General features: G+C 70.6%; 12 protein-coding genes. All 12 read left to right on the forward strand.

Features of this window, described 5'->3' with window-relative positions:
• Positions 1-59: 59 nt before the first annotated feature.
• The 12 genes from BA062_RS24540 to BA062_RS24595 all read left to right on the forward strand — a co-directional run bounded on the left by BA062_RS24540 (position 60) and on the right by BA062_RS24595 (position 13,886).
• The gene (locus BA062_RS24540) at positions 60-1,577 is read left to right on the forward strand and encodes a sugar ABC transporter ATP-binding protein (protein WP_110340664.1); all 1,518 of its coding nucleotides are present in this window, start codon (positions 60-62) and stop codon (positions 1,575-1,577) included.
• On the forward strand, positions 1,574-2,575 hold the full coding sequence (locus tag BA062_RS24545; RefSeq protein ID WP_110340666.1) for an ABC transporter permease: 1,002 nt from the start codon (positions 1,574-1,576) through the stop codon (positions 2,573-2,575). The genes BA062_RS24540 and BA062_RS24545 overlap by 4 nt, the downstream gene beginning before the upstream one ends.
• A complete protein-coding gene (locus BA062_RS24550; protein ID WP_110340668.1) occupies positions 2,568-3,623 on the forward strand; it encodes an ABC transporter permease in 1,056 nt (351 codons plus the stop codon). The genes BA062_RS24545 and BA062_RS24550 overlap by 8 nt, the downstream gene beginning before the upstream one ends.
• On the forward strand, positions 3,620-4,708 hold the full coding sequence (gene rhaS / locus BA062_RS24555) for a rhamnose ABC transporter substrate-binding protein (protein WP_110340670.1): 1,089 nt from the start codon (positions 3,620-3,622) through the stop codon (positions 4,706-4,708). The genes BA062_RS24550 and rhaS overlap by 4 nt, the downstream gene beginning before the upstream one ends.
• The gene (locus tag BA062_RS24560) at positions 4,708-5,037 is read left to right on the forward strand and encodes an L-rhamnose mutarotase (RefSeq protein ID WP_110340672.1); all 330 of its coding nucleotides are present in this window, start codon (positions 4,708-4,710) and stop codon (positions 5,035-5,037) included. The genes rhaS and BA062_RS24560 overlap by 1 nt, the downstream gene beginning before the upstream one ends.
• A 25-nt stretch (positions 5,038-5,062) precedes the next feature.
• Positions 5,063-6,229, forward strand: coding sequence for an L-rhamnose isomerase (gene rhaI, locus BA062_RS24565; protein ID WP_110340674.1), 1,167 nt, complete (start codon positions 5,063-5,065; stop codon positions 6,227-6,229).
• 1 nt (position 6,230) lies between these two features.
• A complete protein-coding gene (locus tag BA062_RS24570) occupies positions 6,231-8,267 on the forward strand; it encodes a bifunctional aldolase/short-chain dehydrogenase (RefSeq protein WP_110340676.1) in 2,037 nt (678 codons plus the stop codon).
• 71 nt (positions 8,268-8,338) lie between these two features.
• Positions 8,339-9,751 carry an L-fucose/L-arabinose isomerase family protein gene (locus tag BA062_RS24575; protein ID WP_110340678.1) on the forward strand — a complete coding sequence of 471 codons (1,413 nt, stop codon included), beginning with the start codon at positions 8,339-8,341 and terminating at the stop codon, positions 9,749-9,751.
• The gene (locus BA062_RS24580) at positions 9,748-11,148 is read left to right on the forward strand and encodes a rhamnulokinase (RefSeq protein WP_110340681.1); all 1,401 of its coding nucleotides are present in this window, start codon (positions 9,748-9,750) and stop codon (positions 11,146-11,148) included. The genes BA062_RS24575 and BA062_RS24580 overlap by 4 nt, the downstream gene beginning before the upstream one ends.
• Positions 11,145-11,879 carry a (Fe-S)-binding protein gene (locus BA062_RS24585; RefSeq protein ID WP_110340994.1) on the forward strand — a complete coding sequence of 245 codons (735 nt, stop codon included), beginning with the start codon at positions 11,145-11,147 and terminating at the stop codon, positions 11,877-11,879. Before BA062_RS24580 ends, BA062_RS24585 begins: the two co-directional genes overlap by 4 nt.
• On the forward strand, positions 11,858-13,294 hold the full coding sequence (locus BA062_RS24590) for a LutB/LldF family L-lactate oxidation iron-sulfur protein (RefSeq protein WP_110340683.1): 1,437 nt from the start codon (positions 11,858-11,860) through the stop codon (positions 13,292-13,294). Before BA062_RS24585 ends, BA062_RS24590 begins: the two co-directional genes overlap by 22 nt.
• Positions 13,278-13,886 (forward strand): LutC/YkgG family protein, encoded by a 609-nt coding sequence (locus BA062_RS24595; RefSeq protein ID WP_110340685.1) that lies wholly within the window; start codon positions 13,278-13,280, stop codon positions 13,884-13,886. The genes BA062_RS24590 and BA062_RS24595 overlap by 17 nt, the downstream gene beginning before the upstream one ends.
• The last annotated feature ends 53 nt before the right edge of the window (positions 13,887-13,939 follow it).

The raw sequence follows: 13,939 nt of genomic DNA on the forward strand, positions 1-13,939 counted from the left end.
CTAACTTGAGCGCCACTCGTGAATGAAACGTTTCACGATCTCCAACGAAGGAGGACATCGTGGCAGCACCGGAACACACCGGCGTGCCGCTACTCGAGCTCCGCGACGTCACCAAGTCGTTCCAGGCGGTCCGCGCCCTGCGCGGTGTCTCCATCGCGCTCCGCGCCGGGGAGGTGCACGCGCTGGCGGGCGAGAACGGCGCGGGCAAGTCGACCGTCGTCCGGATCATCGGCGGTGAGCACCAGCCCGACAGCGGCGAGGTCCTCCTCGACGGGGAGCCCGTGCGCTTCTCCTCGCCGCGCGAGGCGCAGCAGCGCGGCGTCGCCGTCATCCACCAGGAACCCATCCAGTTCCCCGACCTCTCCGTCGCCGAGAACGTGTTCATGGGGCGCCAGCCGCTGCGGCCAGGCCGCCGCATCGACCGCAGGGCCATGCACCGCGGGGCCTCCGAGGTGTTCGAGGAGCTCGGCGTGCCGATCGATCCGGCCCGCCAGACGCGCGGCCTCTCCATCGCCGACCAGCAGATCATCGAGATCGCCAAGGCGCTGGTCGCCGACGCGCGGATCATCGTGATGGACGAGCCGACCGCCGCACTGTCCGCGGTGGAGGCCGAGCGGCTGTTCCGCGTCGCTCGCGGCCTCGCCGAACGCGGGGCCGCACTGCTGTTCATCTCCCACCGCCTCGACGAGATGTACGCGCTGTGCGACCGGGTCACCGTGCTGCGCGACGGCTCCTTCGTCGTCACCGAGCGCATGGACGACATCGACCACGACACGCTCGTGCGGCGCATGGTGGGCCGCTCCGTCGAGCAGCTGTTCCCCAAGCGCGACACCGAGGTCGGCGACGAGGTGCTGGTGGTCGACGGCCTCACGAGGGCGGGCGTCTACCGCGACATCTCCTTCTCCGTGCGGCGCGGCGAGATCGTCGGGCTAGCCGGGCTGGTCGGCTCCGGCCGGTCCGAAGTGGTCAGAGCCGTCTTCGGCGTCGACGACCGCGACTCGGGAACCGTGACGGTGAACGGGAAGCCGCTGCCGAAGAGCAAGCCCCGCACAGCGATCGAGCAGGGCATCGCGCTCGTTCCGGAGGACCGCAGGGAACAGGGGCTCGTGCTGGAGCTCTCCATCGAGCGCAACGCGAGCCTCGCGCGCCTGAAGCAGGTCTCGCCAGGTGGGCTCACCCGTCAGTCGAGGGAACGCGAGCTCGCGCGCACCTGGGGCGAGCGGCTGTCGCTCAAGTTCGGCAGGCTCTCCGACCCCGCAGCCACGCTCTCCGGCGGCAACCAGCAGAAGGTCGTGCTCGGCAAGTGGCTCGCCACCGAGCCGTCGGTGCTGATCGTCGACGAACCGACCCGCGGCATCGACATCGGCGCCAAGGTCGAGGTCCACGCGTTGCTGTCCGATCTCGCCGCCGAGGGCATGGCGGTGCTGCTGATCTCCTCCGAGCTGCCCGAGGTGCTCGGCATGGCCGACCGCGTGCTCGTGATGCACGAGGGCCGGATCACCGCCGAGCTGTCCCGCGACGAGGCCACCGAGGAGTCCGTCATGTACGCCGCGACAGGCAACGGGAGTGCCGCATGAACCGACTTCGCGCGTTGCTCTCCGGACGTGAGCTGAGCATCGTCGTCGCGCTCGTCGCCGTCGTGGGCGTGACCACGGCGACCAATCCGTCGTTCCTGAGCGCGCAGGGCATCCACGACCTGTTCCTCAACGCGTCGATCATCGCGCTGCTCGCCATCGGGCAGACGCTGCTGGTGATCACGCGCAACATCGACCTCTCGGTGGGCTCCGTGATGGGCCTGACGGCCTACATGTCGGGCCAGCTGTTCATCGCCGACCACGACACGCCCACGATCCTCGTGGTGCTCGCGGGCATGGCGCTCGGCGCGGCGTGCGGCGCGTTCAACGGCGCGCTCGTGGCCATCGCGAAGGTGCCCGCGCTCGTGGTGACGCTCGGAACGCTGTACGTCTTCCGCGGCATCGACTACGGCTGGGCGAGCGCGACGGGCGTGCACCAGATCAACGCAGACCAGATGTCGCAGGGCTTTCTCGCGTTCGGCAGCGGCTCGATCCTGGGCATCCCGCACCTCACGCTGATCGCGCTCGCCGCGCTCGTGATCGCCGCGTACGCGCTGCACAACTGGCGCTCCGGTCGCGAGCTGTACGCCATCGGCTCCAACCCGCAGGCCGCGCGCCTCGCCGGCATCCCCGCGGGCAAGCGGGTGTTCACCGCGTTCGTGGTGTCCGGTGCGCTCGTCGGGCTCGCCGGTGTGCTGCACGCGTCGTACTTCGGCACGATCAACGCCTCGGTCGGGACCGGCCGCGAGCTCGCCGTGGTCGCGGCCGTGGTGGTGGGCGGGGTCGCCATCTTCGGAGGCAGCGGCACCGTGCTCGGCGCCGTGCTCGGTGCCCTGCTGCTGACCACGATCACGAGCGCGCTGCCCATCCTCGGCGTGCCGGCCTTCTGGCAGCGCGCCGTCGACGGCGCCGCGCTGCTGCTCGCGATCTCGCTGGACCGGGCGGTGATGGTGCGACTAGCCGAGCGCCTCCGTAAGGAAAGGAGCCTGCGCCGTGCGTGAGAAACTGCTCCGCTGGGAGTCGATACTCCTGCTGCTGTGCATCCTCGTGTTCGTGTGGGGCTCGGCGAGCACGCCCGGCTTCGCCGAGACCGACAACATCAGCTTCCTGCTGCTGGACTACACCGAGGTCGCGCTGCTCGCGCTGGCGCTGCTGCCGATCATCCTCACCGGCGAGATCGACCTTTCGGTTGCGTCGATCCTCGGCTTCTGCTCCGCCCTCACGGGCGTGCTGTGGGACGCGGGCATGTCGTTCGAGACGATCGTGCCCATCGTGCTCGTCGCGGGCGCGGTGCTCGGCTCGCTCAACGCGACGCTGATCGTGAAGTTCGCCCTGCCCGCGCTCGCGGTCACCATCGGCACGCTCGGCCTCTACCGGGGGCTCGCGTACGTGGTGCTCGGCGACGGCGCGGTCACGGGTTTCCCCGACGTCTACCGTCCGATCGCGACGGACACGATCCCCGGCACGTTCCTGCCGTACGCGACACTGGTGGTGCTGGTGCTCGGCGTGCTCGTCGCCGTGGTCGTGCACTACACCCCGGTGGGCCGCTCGCTCTACGCGATCGGACTCGGCGAGCAGACGGCGCGGTTCTCCGGAATCCGCGTGCAGCGCATCAAGTTCGTGCTCTACATCGTGTCGGGCATTCTCTGTGCGCTCGCGTCGCTCGTCTACACGTTGCGCTACAACAGCGCCCGCGCCGACAACGCCAACGGCATGGAGCTGATCGCGGTCGCGGCCGTGCTGCTCGGCGGGGTGTCGATCTTCGGCGGCCGGGGCACGGTCGTCGGCGTCGCGAGCGCCCTGCTGCTGATGGCCGGGTTGCGCAACGTGCTGTTCCTCAACGACGTGACCAACGAGATCCAGAACGTGATCAACGGCCTGCTGCTGATCGTCTCGGTTCTGGTGCCCGTGGTCGCGAACCTGGTGCGCAGGCGGCGAACACCGGCCGCGGCGGCGACACCGGGAGCACCACCACCGCAGGAAACCCTGCCAGACCCCGTGGGGGCGACCGCCGCCCCGCACGGCACCCCCGAGGAGGACCAAAGATGATCCACCAACGATGGAGCGGGAAGCGGGCGCTGCTCGCGGTGACCAGCATGGGCCTCGCGGCCGCGCTGGTGGCCGGTTGTGGCGGCACGACCAAGGACAACGCCGAGTCCGGTAGTGGATCCGGCGCGAACTCCGAGAAGGTCGCCGACCCCAACGCCCCGATCAAGGAGGGGCTGCAGATCGCCTTCCTGCCGAAGGAGATCGACAACCCCTACGAGAACATCGTCGACGAGGGTGGCATCGCGGCGGTCACCGAGCTCAAGGGCACCGGCAAGGAGGTCGGCCCTTCGGACGCCTCGGCGTCGTCGCAGGTCTCCTACATCAACACGCTGGTGCAGCAGAACCAGGACGCGATCGTGATCGCGGCCAACGACCCCAACGCCGTCGCGCCCGCGCTCAAGGACGCGATGGAGAAGGGCATCGCGGTCGTCAGCTACGACTCCGACGCCGCGGTGGACGCCCGTCAGGTGTTCGTCAACCAGGCCGACTCCGAGTCGATCGGCCGCTCCCAGATCCAGATGGTCTCGGAGCAGATCGGAGGCAAGGGCAAGATCGCGATCCTGTCCGCGACTCCGAACGCGACGAACCAGAACACCTGGATCGAGTTCATGAAGGACGAGCTGAAGAAGCCGGAGTACAAGGACATCGAGCTGGTCACCGTCGCCTACGGGGACGACGACGACCAGAAGTCCTTCCAGGAGACGCAGGCGCTGCTCTCGTCCAACCCGGACCTGAAGGCGATCGTCTCACCCACCACGGTGGGCATCTCGGCCGCGGCGCGCTACATCTCGTCGTCGCCGTACAAGGGCAAGGTGGTGCTCACCGGTCTCGGCACCCCGAACCAGATGCGCCAGTTCATCAAGGACGGCACGGTGAAGGAGTTCGCGCTGTGGGACCCCGAGCAGCTCGGGTACCTCGCGGGCTACGCCGCCGCCGCGCTGGCCTCCGGCCAGATCACCGGCAAGGAAGGTGAGGTCCTCAAGGCAGGCAAGCTCGGCGAGCGCAAGATCGGCAAGAACGGCGAGATCATCCTCGGCCCGCCGACGACGTTCAACGCCGACAACATCGACGACTACGACTTCTGATGGCCACCGGACCTCGGCGTGTCTGCTTCCTACTCAGGGTGAAGCCGGACCGCATGGACGAGTACCGGCGCAGACACGCCGAGGTCTGGCCGGAGATGCGGGCGGCGTTGCGGGAGACCGGCTGGGGCAACTACTCGTTGTTCCTCGCCCCCGACGGTCTGCTCGTCGGCTACTTCGAGACCGACGACCTCGACGCCGCACTCGAAGGCATGGCAGCTAAGGAAGTCAACGCCAGGTGGCAGGCCGAGATGGCCGAGTTCTTCGAGAACCTCGACGGCGCGCCCGACGAAGGGATCGTGCCGCTGTCCGAGGTCTTCCATCTCGACTGATCCACAGCACAAGAGGGAGGGCTCCATGTCCGACTACTCCGCCGTCAAAGCCGCGCTGCGCGAGCAGCGCATCGAGACCCCCTCGTGGGCCTTCGGCAACTCCGGCACGCGGTTCAAGGTGTTCGCGCAGGAGGGGATCCCGCGCGACGCCTACGAGAAGATCGCCGACGCGGCGACCGTGCACCGGTTCACCGGTGTCGCGCCGAGCGTCGCGGTGCACATCCCCTGGGACAGGGTCGACGACTACGCCGACCTCGCCAAGCACGCCGAGAACCTGGGCGTGCGCATCGGGGCCGTCAACCCCAACGTGTTCCAGGACGACGACTACCGGCTCGGCAGCGTCTGCAACCCGGACCCGGCCGTGCGGAAGAAGGCGCTCGGGCACCTACTCGAGTGCGTCGACATCATGGACGTCACCGGTTCGCGGGACCTGTCGATCTGGCTGGCCGACGGGCTCAACTACCCGGGCCAGGACTCCATCGCCGAACGGCAGGCGCGGCTGGAGGAGGCGCTCGCCGCGGTGTACGAGCGGCTCGGCGAGAACCAGCGGATGCTGCTGGAGTACAAGTTCTTCGAGCCCGCCTTCTACGCCACGGACGTGCCCGACTGGGGCACCAGCTACGCGCACTGCCTCGAACTCGGCGAGAAGGCGCAGGTGCTCGTGGACACGGGACACCACGCGCCTGGCACCAACATCGAGTTCATCGTCGCGTTCCTGCTGCGCAAGCGCAGGCTCGGCGGCTTCCACTTCAACTCGCGGTTCTACGCCGACGACGATCTGATGGTCGGCGCCGCGGACCCGTACCAGCTGTTCCGGATCATGGTCGAGATCGTGCTCGGCGGCGGGCTCGACGCGGCGTCGGGTGTGGCGTTCATGCTCGACCAGTGCCACAACATCGAGCCGAAGGTACCCGCGCTGATCCGCTCGGTGCTGAACGTCCAGGAGGCCACGGCGAAGGCCCTGCTCGTGGACGCCGGCGAGCTGCGGAAGCTGCAGCGGGCCGGGGACGTGCTCGGCGCCAACGCGGTGCTCACCGACGCCTTCGCCACCGACGTGCGCCCGCTGCTCGCCGAGCTGCGTGACGAGATGGGCCTCGACCCCGACCCGATCGCCGCGTACCGGCGCAGCGGCTACGCGGAGCGGATCGTGGCCGAGCGCGTGGGCGGCACCGCCGCCGGATGGGGAGCGTGACATGACCAACCAGGCCGTGACCGATCTGCTCGCGCGCTCGCACGCGCTCGGCGCCGACCGGCGCAATACGAACTACGCGGGCGGCAACGCCTCCGCGAAGGGCGCCGACCTCGACCCGGCGACCAACGCCGAGGTGGAGCTGATGTGGGTCAAGGGCTCCGGCGGCGACCTCGGCACGCTCACCGAGGCGGGCCTCGCGGTACTGCGGCTCGACCGGATGCGCGCGCTCGTGGACGTCTACCCCGGCGAGGAGCGCGAGGACGAGATGGTCGCCGCGTTCGACTACTGCCTGCACGGCAAGGGCGGCGCGGCCCCGAGCATCGACACCGCGATGCACGGCCTCGTCGACGCCCCGCACGTGGACCATCTGCACCCCGACTCCGGCATCGCCATCGCCACCGCGGCGGACGGCGAGGAGCTGACCCGCAAGGTGTTCGGCGACCGCGTCGTGTGGGTGCCGTGGCGGCGGCCCGGTTTCCAGCTCGGCCTCGACATCGCGGCCATCAAGCAGGCCAATCCGCAGGCCATCGGCTGTGTACTCGGCGGGCACGGCATCACGGCGTGGGGTGACACGAGCGAGCAGTGCCAGGCGCACTCGCTGGAGATCATCCGCACCGCGGAGGCGTACCTCGCCGAGCACGGCGACCCGGAGCCGTTCGGCAAGGCACTGCCCGGCTACGAGCCGCTGCCCGAAGAAGAGCGGCGAGCCCGCGCCGCACTGTTGTTCCCCGTGCTGCGCGGGCTCGCGTCCACCGACTCGCCGCAGCTGGGGCACTTCACCGACAGCCCCGAGGTGCTGGAGTTCCTCGCCCGCGAGAAGCACCCCGCGCTCGCGGCGCTCGGCACGTCGTGCCCGGACCACTTCCTGCGCACCAAGGTCGCGCCGCTCGTGGTGGATCTGCCCGGCGGCGCGCCGATCGACGACGTCATCGACCGCGTGAAGGAGCTGCACGCCGCCTACCGCGAGGACTATGCCGCCTACTACCGGCGGCACGCGACGCCGGACTCGCCGCCGATGCGCGGCGCCGACCCGGCGATCGTGCTGGTGCCCGGTGTCGGCATGTTCAGCTTCGGCCGCGACAAGCAGACCGCGCGCGTGGCGGGCGAGTTCTACGTCAACGCGATCAACGTGATGCGCGGCGCCGAGTCGGTGTCGGCGTACGCGCCGATTCCGGAGTCGGAGAAGTTCCGCATCGAGTACTGGGAGCTGGAGGAGGCCAAGCTGCGGCGGATGCCGAAGCCGAAACCGCTCGCGACCAGGATCGCGCTCGTCACCGGCGGCGGCTCCGGCATCGGCAGGGCGATCGCGCACCGGCTCGCCGCCGAGGGCGCGTGCGTGGCCGTGGCCGACCGCGACCTCGCGGCGGCGACCTCCGTGGCCGAGGAGATCGGCAACGCCGACCGCGCCGTGGCCGTCGCCGTGGACGTCACCGACGAGGACGGCATCGCCGCCGCGATGGCGGCCACGTCGCTCGCGTTCGGCGGCGTGGACCTGGTGGTGAACAACGCCGGGCTGTCGGTGTCGAAACCGCTCATGGAGACCAGCGCGAAGGACTGGGACCTGCAGCACGACGTGATGGCGCGCGGCTCGTTCCTCGTCTCGCGCGAGGCGGCGCGCGTGATGGTGGCGCAGGGCATGGGCGGCGACATCGTCTACATCGTCAGCAAGAACGGCGTCTTCGCGGGCCCGAACAACATCGCCTACGGCGCCACGAAGGCCGACCAGGCGCACCAGGTGCGGCTGCTCGCGGCGGAGCTCGGCGAGCACGGCATCCGCGTCAACGGCGTCAACCCCGACGGCGTCGTGCGGGGCTCGGGCATCTTCGCCTCCGGCTGGGGAGCGCAGCGCGCGGCCGTCTACGGGGTACCGGAGGAGGAGCTGGGTGCCTTCTACGCGAAGCGGACCCTGCTGAAGCGGGAGGTGCTGCCCGAGCACGTCGCCAATGCGGTGTTCGTGCTGACCGCGGGCGACCTTTCCCACACCACCGGCCTGCACATCCCGGTCGACGCCGGCGTCGCGGCCGCGTTCCTGAGGTGACCGCCCCCAAGGCCACCTTTGTTGCGTTCAACGCAACAAAGGTGGCCTTGGGGGCCGACAGAGGAGGCTCCATGAGCAAGGCCAAGCGCAGACCGAAGATCGGGCTGGTCGCGGGCGGGCTGGGCGCTTACTGGCCGCAGTTTCCCGACCTGCTGCCCACGCTCAGGCAATCGTCGGCGTACGTGAGCGAGCGCATCACCGGATTCGATGCCGAGATCGTGGACGTCGGGTTCATCTCCGACGCACAGGAGGGCGCCGCCGCGGCCGAGAAGCTGCGCGCGGCGGGCTGCGACCTGATCGTCGGGTTCCTCACGACGTACATGACGGCCACGATGCTGATGCCGATCGCGCAGCGCAGCGGCTCACCGGTGCTGCTGATCAACCTGCAGCCCACCGAGTCGATGGACCACGCCACGTTCGACACCGGGCAGTGGCTCGCCTACTGCGGCGCGTGCCCGCTGCCGGAGATGGCGAACGCGTTCCGCCGCGCCGGCGTGGAGTTCCGCAGCGTGTCCGGGTATCTGCGGGACGAGCGCGCGTGGGCGAAGATCGGGCGCTGGATCTCGGCGGCCTCGGTGCGCAAGGTGCTGCGCCACGGCAGGCACGGGCTCATGGGGCACCTGTACCCCGGCATGTACGACGTCTCCACCGACCTCACGATGGTCAACGCCCACTTCGGCGGGCACGTCGAGGTGCTGGAGTTCGACGACCTGCGCGTGCGCGTCGAGCAGGTCACCGACGCCGACGTGGCCGCCAAGGTCGCCGAGGCGGAGTCGGTCTTCGAGCTGGACGCCTCGGTGAACCGCGAGGACCTCGAATGGGGCGCGAAGGTGGCGGTGGGTCTCGACCGGCTCGTCGCCGACTTCGACCTCGACAGCCTCGCCTACTACCACCGCGGCCTCGACGGGGAGACCCACGAGCGGCTCGGCGCCGGGATGATCCTCGGCGCGAGCCTGCTCACCGCGCGCGGCATCCCGGCCGCCGGGGAGTACGAGCTCCGCACGAGCCTCGCGATGCTGATCATGGACGTGCTCGGCGCGGGCGGGTCGTTCACGGAGCTGCAGGCGCTCGACTTCGAGCGCGGGCACGTCGAGATGGGCCACGACGGCCCCGCGCACCTGGCGATCAGCGCGAAGAAGCCGCTGCTGCGCGGCCTCGGCGTCTACCACGGCAAGCGCGGGTGGGGCGTGTCGGTCGAGTTCGACGTCGCGCACGGTCCGGTGACACTGTGCGGCATGGGCCAGGACCGCGAGGGCCGGTACTCGCTGATCGTGTCCGAGGGCGAGGTGGTGGACGGCCCGCTCATGCGCATCGGCAACACCACGAGCCGCGTCGACTTCGGCCGTGACCCCGGCGAGTGGACCGACGAGTGGTCCGCGAGCGGCGTCGCCCACCACTGGGCGCTCGGCGTCGGGCACCGGGCCGCCGAGCTGCGTGCCGTGGCGAGCCTGCTGGGCGTCCCGCTGGTCGAGGTAGGCCGGTGACCGCTTTCGTCGCCGTCGACCTCGGTGCCACGAGCGGTCGCGTCATGCTCGGCCGGGTGCGCGAGGGGACCATCGACCTCACGGAGCTGCGCCGCTTTCGCACCGGGCCCCGCGAGCGCCCCGGCGGCGGGCTGCGCTGGGACGTCGACGAGATGTACGGCGAGATCCTCGCCGGCCTGCGGCAGGCCGGGGACGCGGAGCCGGTGTCGGTCGGCATCGACTCGTGGGCCGTCGACTACGGCCTGCTCGACGAGGACGGCAAGCTCGACGGCGACGTGCGCTGCTATCGCGACCCGCGCACCGAGGGCATGGCGGACGTACTGCGCGACCGGGTCGACGACGAGACGCTGTACCGCATCACGGGCCTGCAGTACCTGCCGTTCAACACGATCTACCAGCTGCTCGCCGAGCCGCGGGAGCGGCTGGTGGACAAGACGATGCTGCTGCTGCCCGACCTCATCGGCTACCGGCTCACCGGCGAGCTCGGCGCCGAGGTGACCAACGCGTCCACCACGGCGCTGCTCGACGCCACCACGCGCCAGTGGTCCACGGAACTCGCGGACAAGGTGGGTCTGCCCGCCGGGCTGCTGCCCCCGCTGCGGCAACCCGGCGACCCGATCGGCACGGGCCCCGGCGGGGTTCCCGTGGTGGCGGTGGCCTCGCACGACACGGCCTCGGCCGTGGCCGCCGTGCCCGCTCTCGGCGAGCGGTTCGGCTACGTCTCCTGCGGCACGTGGTCGCTCGCCGGGCTCGTGCTGCCCGCGCCCGTGCTGACCGACGAGGCGCGCACAGCGAACTTCACCAACGAGGCCGGCATCGACGGCACGGTGCGGTTCCTGCGCAACACGATGGGGCTGTGGCTGCTGAGCGAGTCGATGCGGGTGTGGCGGGAGCAGGGGCGCGACATTAGGCTCGACGACGTGCTGAAGGCGGCGATGCGGGAACCGGCGTTCAAGTCCATTGTGGACGCCGATCACCCGGTTTTCCTGACCCCCGGTGACATGCCGGCGCGCATCGCGACGCTGTGCCGCGAGTCGGGACAGCCCGTGCCGGAGACACCGCCCGCCGTGGTGCGCACGATCCTGGAGTCGCTCGCGCTCGCGCACGCCAGGTCGCTGCACACGGCCGCGCGGCTCGCCGACCGCGAGCTGGACGTCGTGCACCTGGTGGGCGGTGGCGCGCTCAACGAACCGCTGTGCCGGCTGACCGCCGACGCGTGCGGCCTGCCGGTACTCGCGGGCCCGGTGGAGGCGAGCGCGCTCGGCAACGTGTTCGTGCAGGCCAGGGCGGCCGGAGCGCTCGCGGACGTGCCGCCGAGCGCGCCACTGGCCCGCTACGAGCCGAGCGGTGAGCAGGCGGCGTGGCGTGGCGCGGCGGAGCGGGCGGGGCTGGCATGAGCTCGCCACGCGTGGCGCTGTTCGCCACCTGCCTCACCGACACGCTCTATCCGGAGACCGGCAAGGCCGTGGTGAGTCTGCTGGAGCGGCTCGGCTGCGACGTGGACTTCCCGCTCGCGCAGACGTGCTGCGGGCAGCTGCACTACAACACCGGCTACCAGGAGCACGCCCGCTCGCTCGCCCGCGACTACGCGACCGTGTTCGACGGCTACGACTACGTGGTGGCACCGTCCGGTTCGTGCGGCGGGATGGTGCGGGAGATCCATCCGGGCCTGTGCGGCACCAGCCCGGCCGTGGAGCGCACCTACGAGCTGAGCGAGTTCCTGGTGGACGTGCTCGGCGTGACCGACGTCGGCGCGTACTTCCCGCACCGCGTCACCTACCACCCGACGTGCCATTCGCTGCGGATGCTCGGTGTCGGCGACAAGCCGCTCAGCCTGTTGCGCGCGGTGAAGGGGCTGGAGCTGGTGGAGCTGCCGCAGGCCGAGCAGTGCTGCGGCTTCGGCGGCACGTTCGCGCTCAAGAACGCGGAGACGTCCACGGCGATGCTGGCCGACAAGATGCGGTGCGTGCAGGACACCAGCGCGCAGGTGCTCAGCGCCGGCGACAACTCGTGTCTCATGCACATCGGCGGCGGGCTGTCGCGGCTGCGCACGGGCGTGCGGACGGTGCACCTGGCGGAGATACTGGCGAGCACGGAGGAGGAGCCATGGGCGGCCGCAACCCGGTGACGTGGCTGGGGAGCCCGGCGTTCCCCAAGGCCGCGCACGAGGCGCTCGCGGACACGCAGCTGCGCCGCAACCTGCGCAAGGCCACCACCACCATCCGCACGAAGCGCGCGGGCGTCGTCGCCGAGCTGGACGACTGGGAGCGGCTGCGGCGGGCGGGCGAGGCCATCAAGGACGACGTGCTCGCCAACCTCGACACCTACCTGGTGCGGCTGGAGGAGGCCGTCACCGCACGCGGCGGCGTCGTGCACTGGGCGCGCGACGCGGAGGAGGCCAACCGGATCGTGCTCGACCTCGTGCGCACGGAGGGCGCCGACGAGGTCGTGAAGGTCAAGTCCATGGCCACCGCGGAGATCGGCCTCAACGAGGCGCTCGAGGCCGGCGGCGTGCACGCGGTGGAGACCGACCTCGCCGAGCTGATCGTGCAGCTCGGCGACGACCGGCCCTCCCACATCCTCGTGCCCGCGATCCACCGCAACCGCGCGGAGATCCGCGACGTCTTCCGCAGGGGCATGGCCGAGGAGCCCGCCTCCGACGAGCCGCGCGACCTCGCCGAGGCGGCCCGCAGGCACCTGCGCCGGAAGTTCCTCTCCGCCAAGGTCGCCATCTCCGGCGCGAACTTCGCCGTCGCCGACACCGGCTCGATCGTGGTGGTGGAGTCCGAGGGCAACGGCCGCATGTGCCTGACGCTGCCCGAAACGCTGATCACCGTGATGGGCATCGAAAAGCTGGTGCCGAGCTGGCAGGACCTCGAGGTGTTCCTGCAGCTGTTGCCGCGATCGTCCACAGCGGAGCGAATGAACCCCTACACCTCGGTGTGGTCGGGGGTGACGCCGGCCGACGGGCCGCGGAAGTTCCACCTCGTGCTGCTGGACAACGGGCGCACGGCCACGCTCGCCGACCAGGTGGGCAGGCAGGCGCTGCGGTGCATCCGCTGCTCGGCGTGCCTCAACGTGTGCCCGGTGTACGAGCGCACGGGCGGGCAGGCCTACGGCTCGGTGTACCCGGGCCCGATCGGCGCGATCCTCGCCCCACAGCTCGCCGGGGACCTGCACGACGAGCAGGCGGCGTCGCTGCCGTACGCGTCGTCGCTGTGCGGCGCGTGCTACGAGGTGTGTCCCGTGCGGATCAACATCCCCGAGGTGCTCACCCACCTGCGGGCGGAAGCCGTGCAGGCCAAGGGAAAACGTACCCCGGAGGCGCTGGCGATGGCCGCGGCGGCGTGGGTGTTCGCCGACCCGAAGCGGTACGAGGCAGCGCAGAAGGCGGGGTCGCTCTCGCAGCTGCTGGCCCGCGACGGGCGGATCAAACGCCTGCCAGGGCCCGGTGCGAAGTGGACGGACTCGCGCGACGCGCCCGCGGTGCCGAAGGAGTCTTTCCGTGCGTGGTGGAGGAAGAACCGTGTTCAGCGCCCGTGACGAGATCCTGGCCCGCATCCGCGCCGTGAACCGCCCGTCGCCGGTGCCGATCCCGAGGGACTACGAGCGCACGCGCACGGTGCCCGACGTGCTGGCGTTGCTGGACGAACGGGTCGCCGACTACAAGGCGATCGTGCACCGGGTCGCCGAGGCGGAGGTGCCGGACCGGATCGCCGACTGCCTCGCGCGGCGTTCGGCCTCGACCGTCGCCGTGCCCGCCGATGTGCCTGCTTCGTGGCGGGTACCCGCCGTGACGTGGCTGCCAGACTCGCCGCCGCTACCGTTGGCCGAACTGGACACTGTGGACGGTGTGCTGACGGGCTGTGCCGTGGCGATCGCCGAGACGGGCACGATCGTGCTCGACGCGGGAGAGGCGCAGGGCCGCCGGATGCTGAGCCTGGTGCCCGACTACCACCTGTGTGTGGTGCGGGCCGGGCAGGTGGTGACGAGCGTGCCGGAGGCGCTGACGCGATTGGAGCCGGGGCGTCCATTGACGTTCATCAGCGGACCGTCGGCGACGAGCGACATCGAGCTCGACCGCGTGGAAGGCGTCCACGGCCCCCGCACACTGGAAGTCCTGATCGCCACCTGACCAGCCGACCGCAGTGAAGGTGGCCTTCACTGCATTGAGGCAAACCTCCGCGG

It is taken from the genome of Prauserella flavalba (assembly GCF_003202235.1).
In the GTDB taxonomy this organism is placed as follows: domain Bacteria; phylum Actinomycetota; class Actinomycetes; order Mycobacteriales; family Pseudonocardiaceae; genus Prauserella_A; species Prauserella_A flavalba.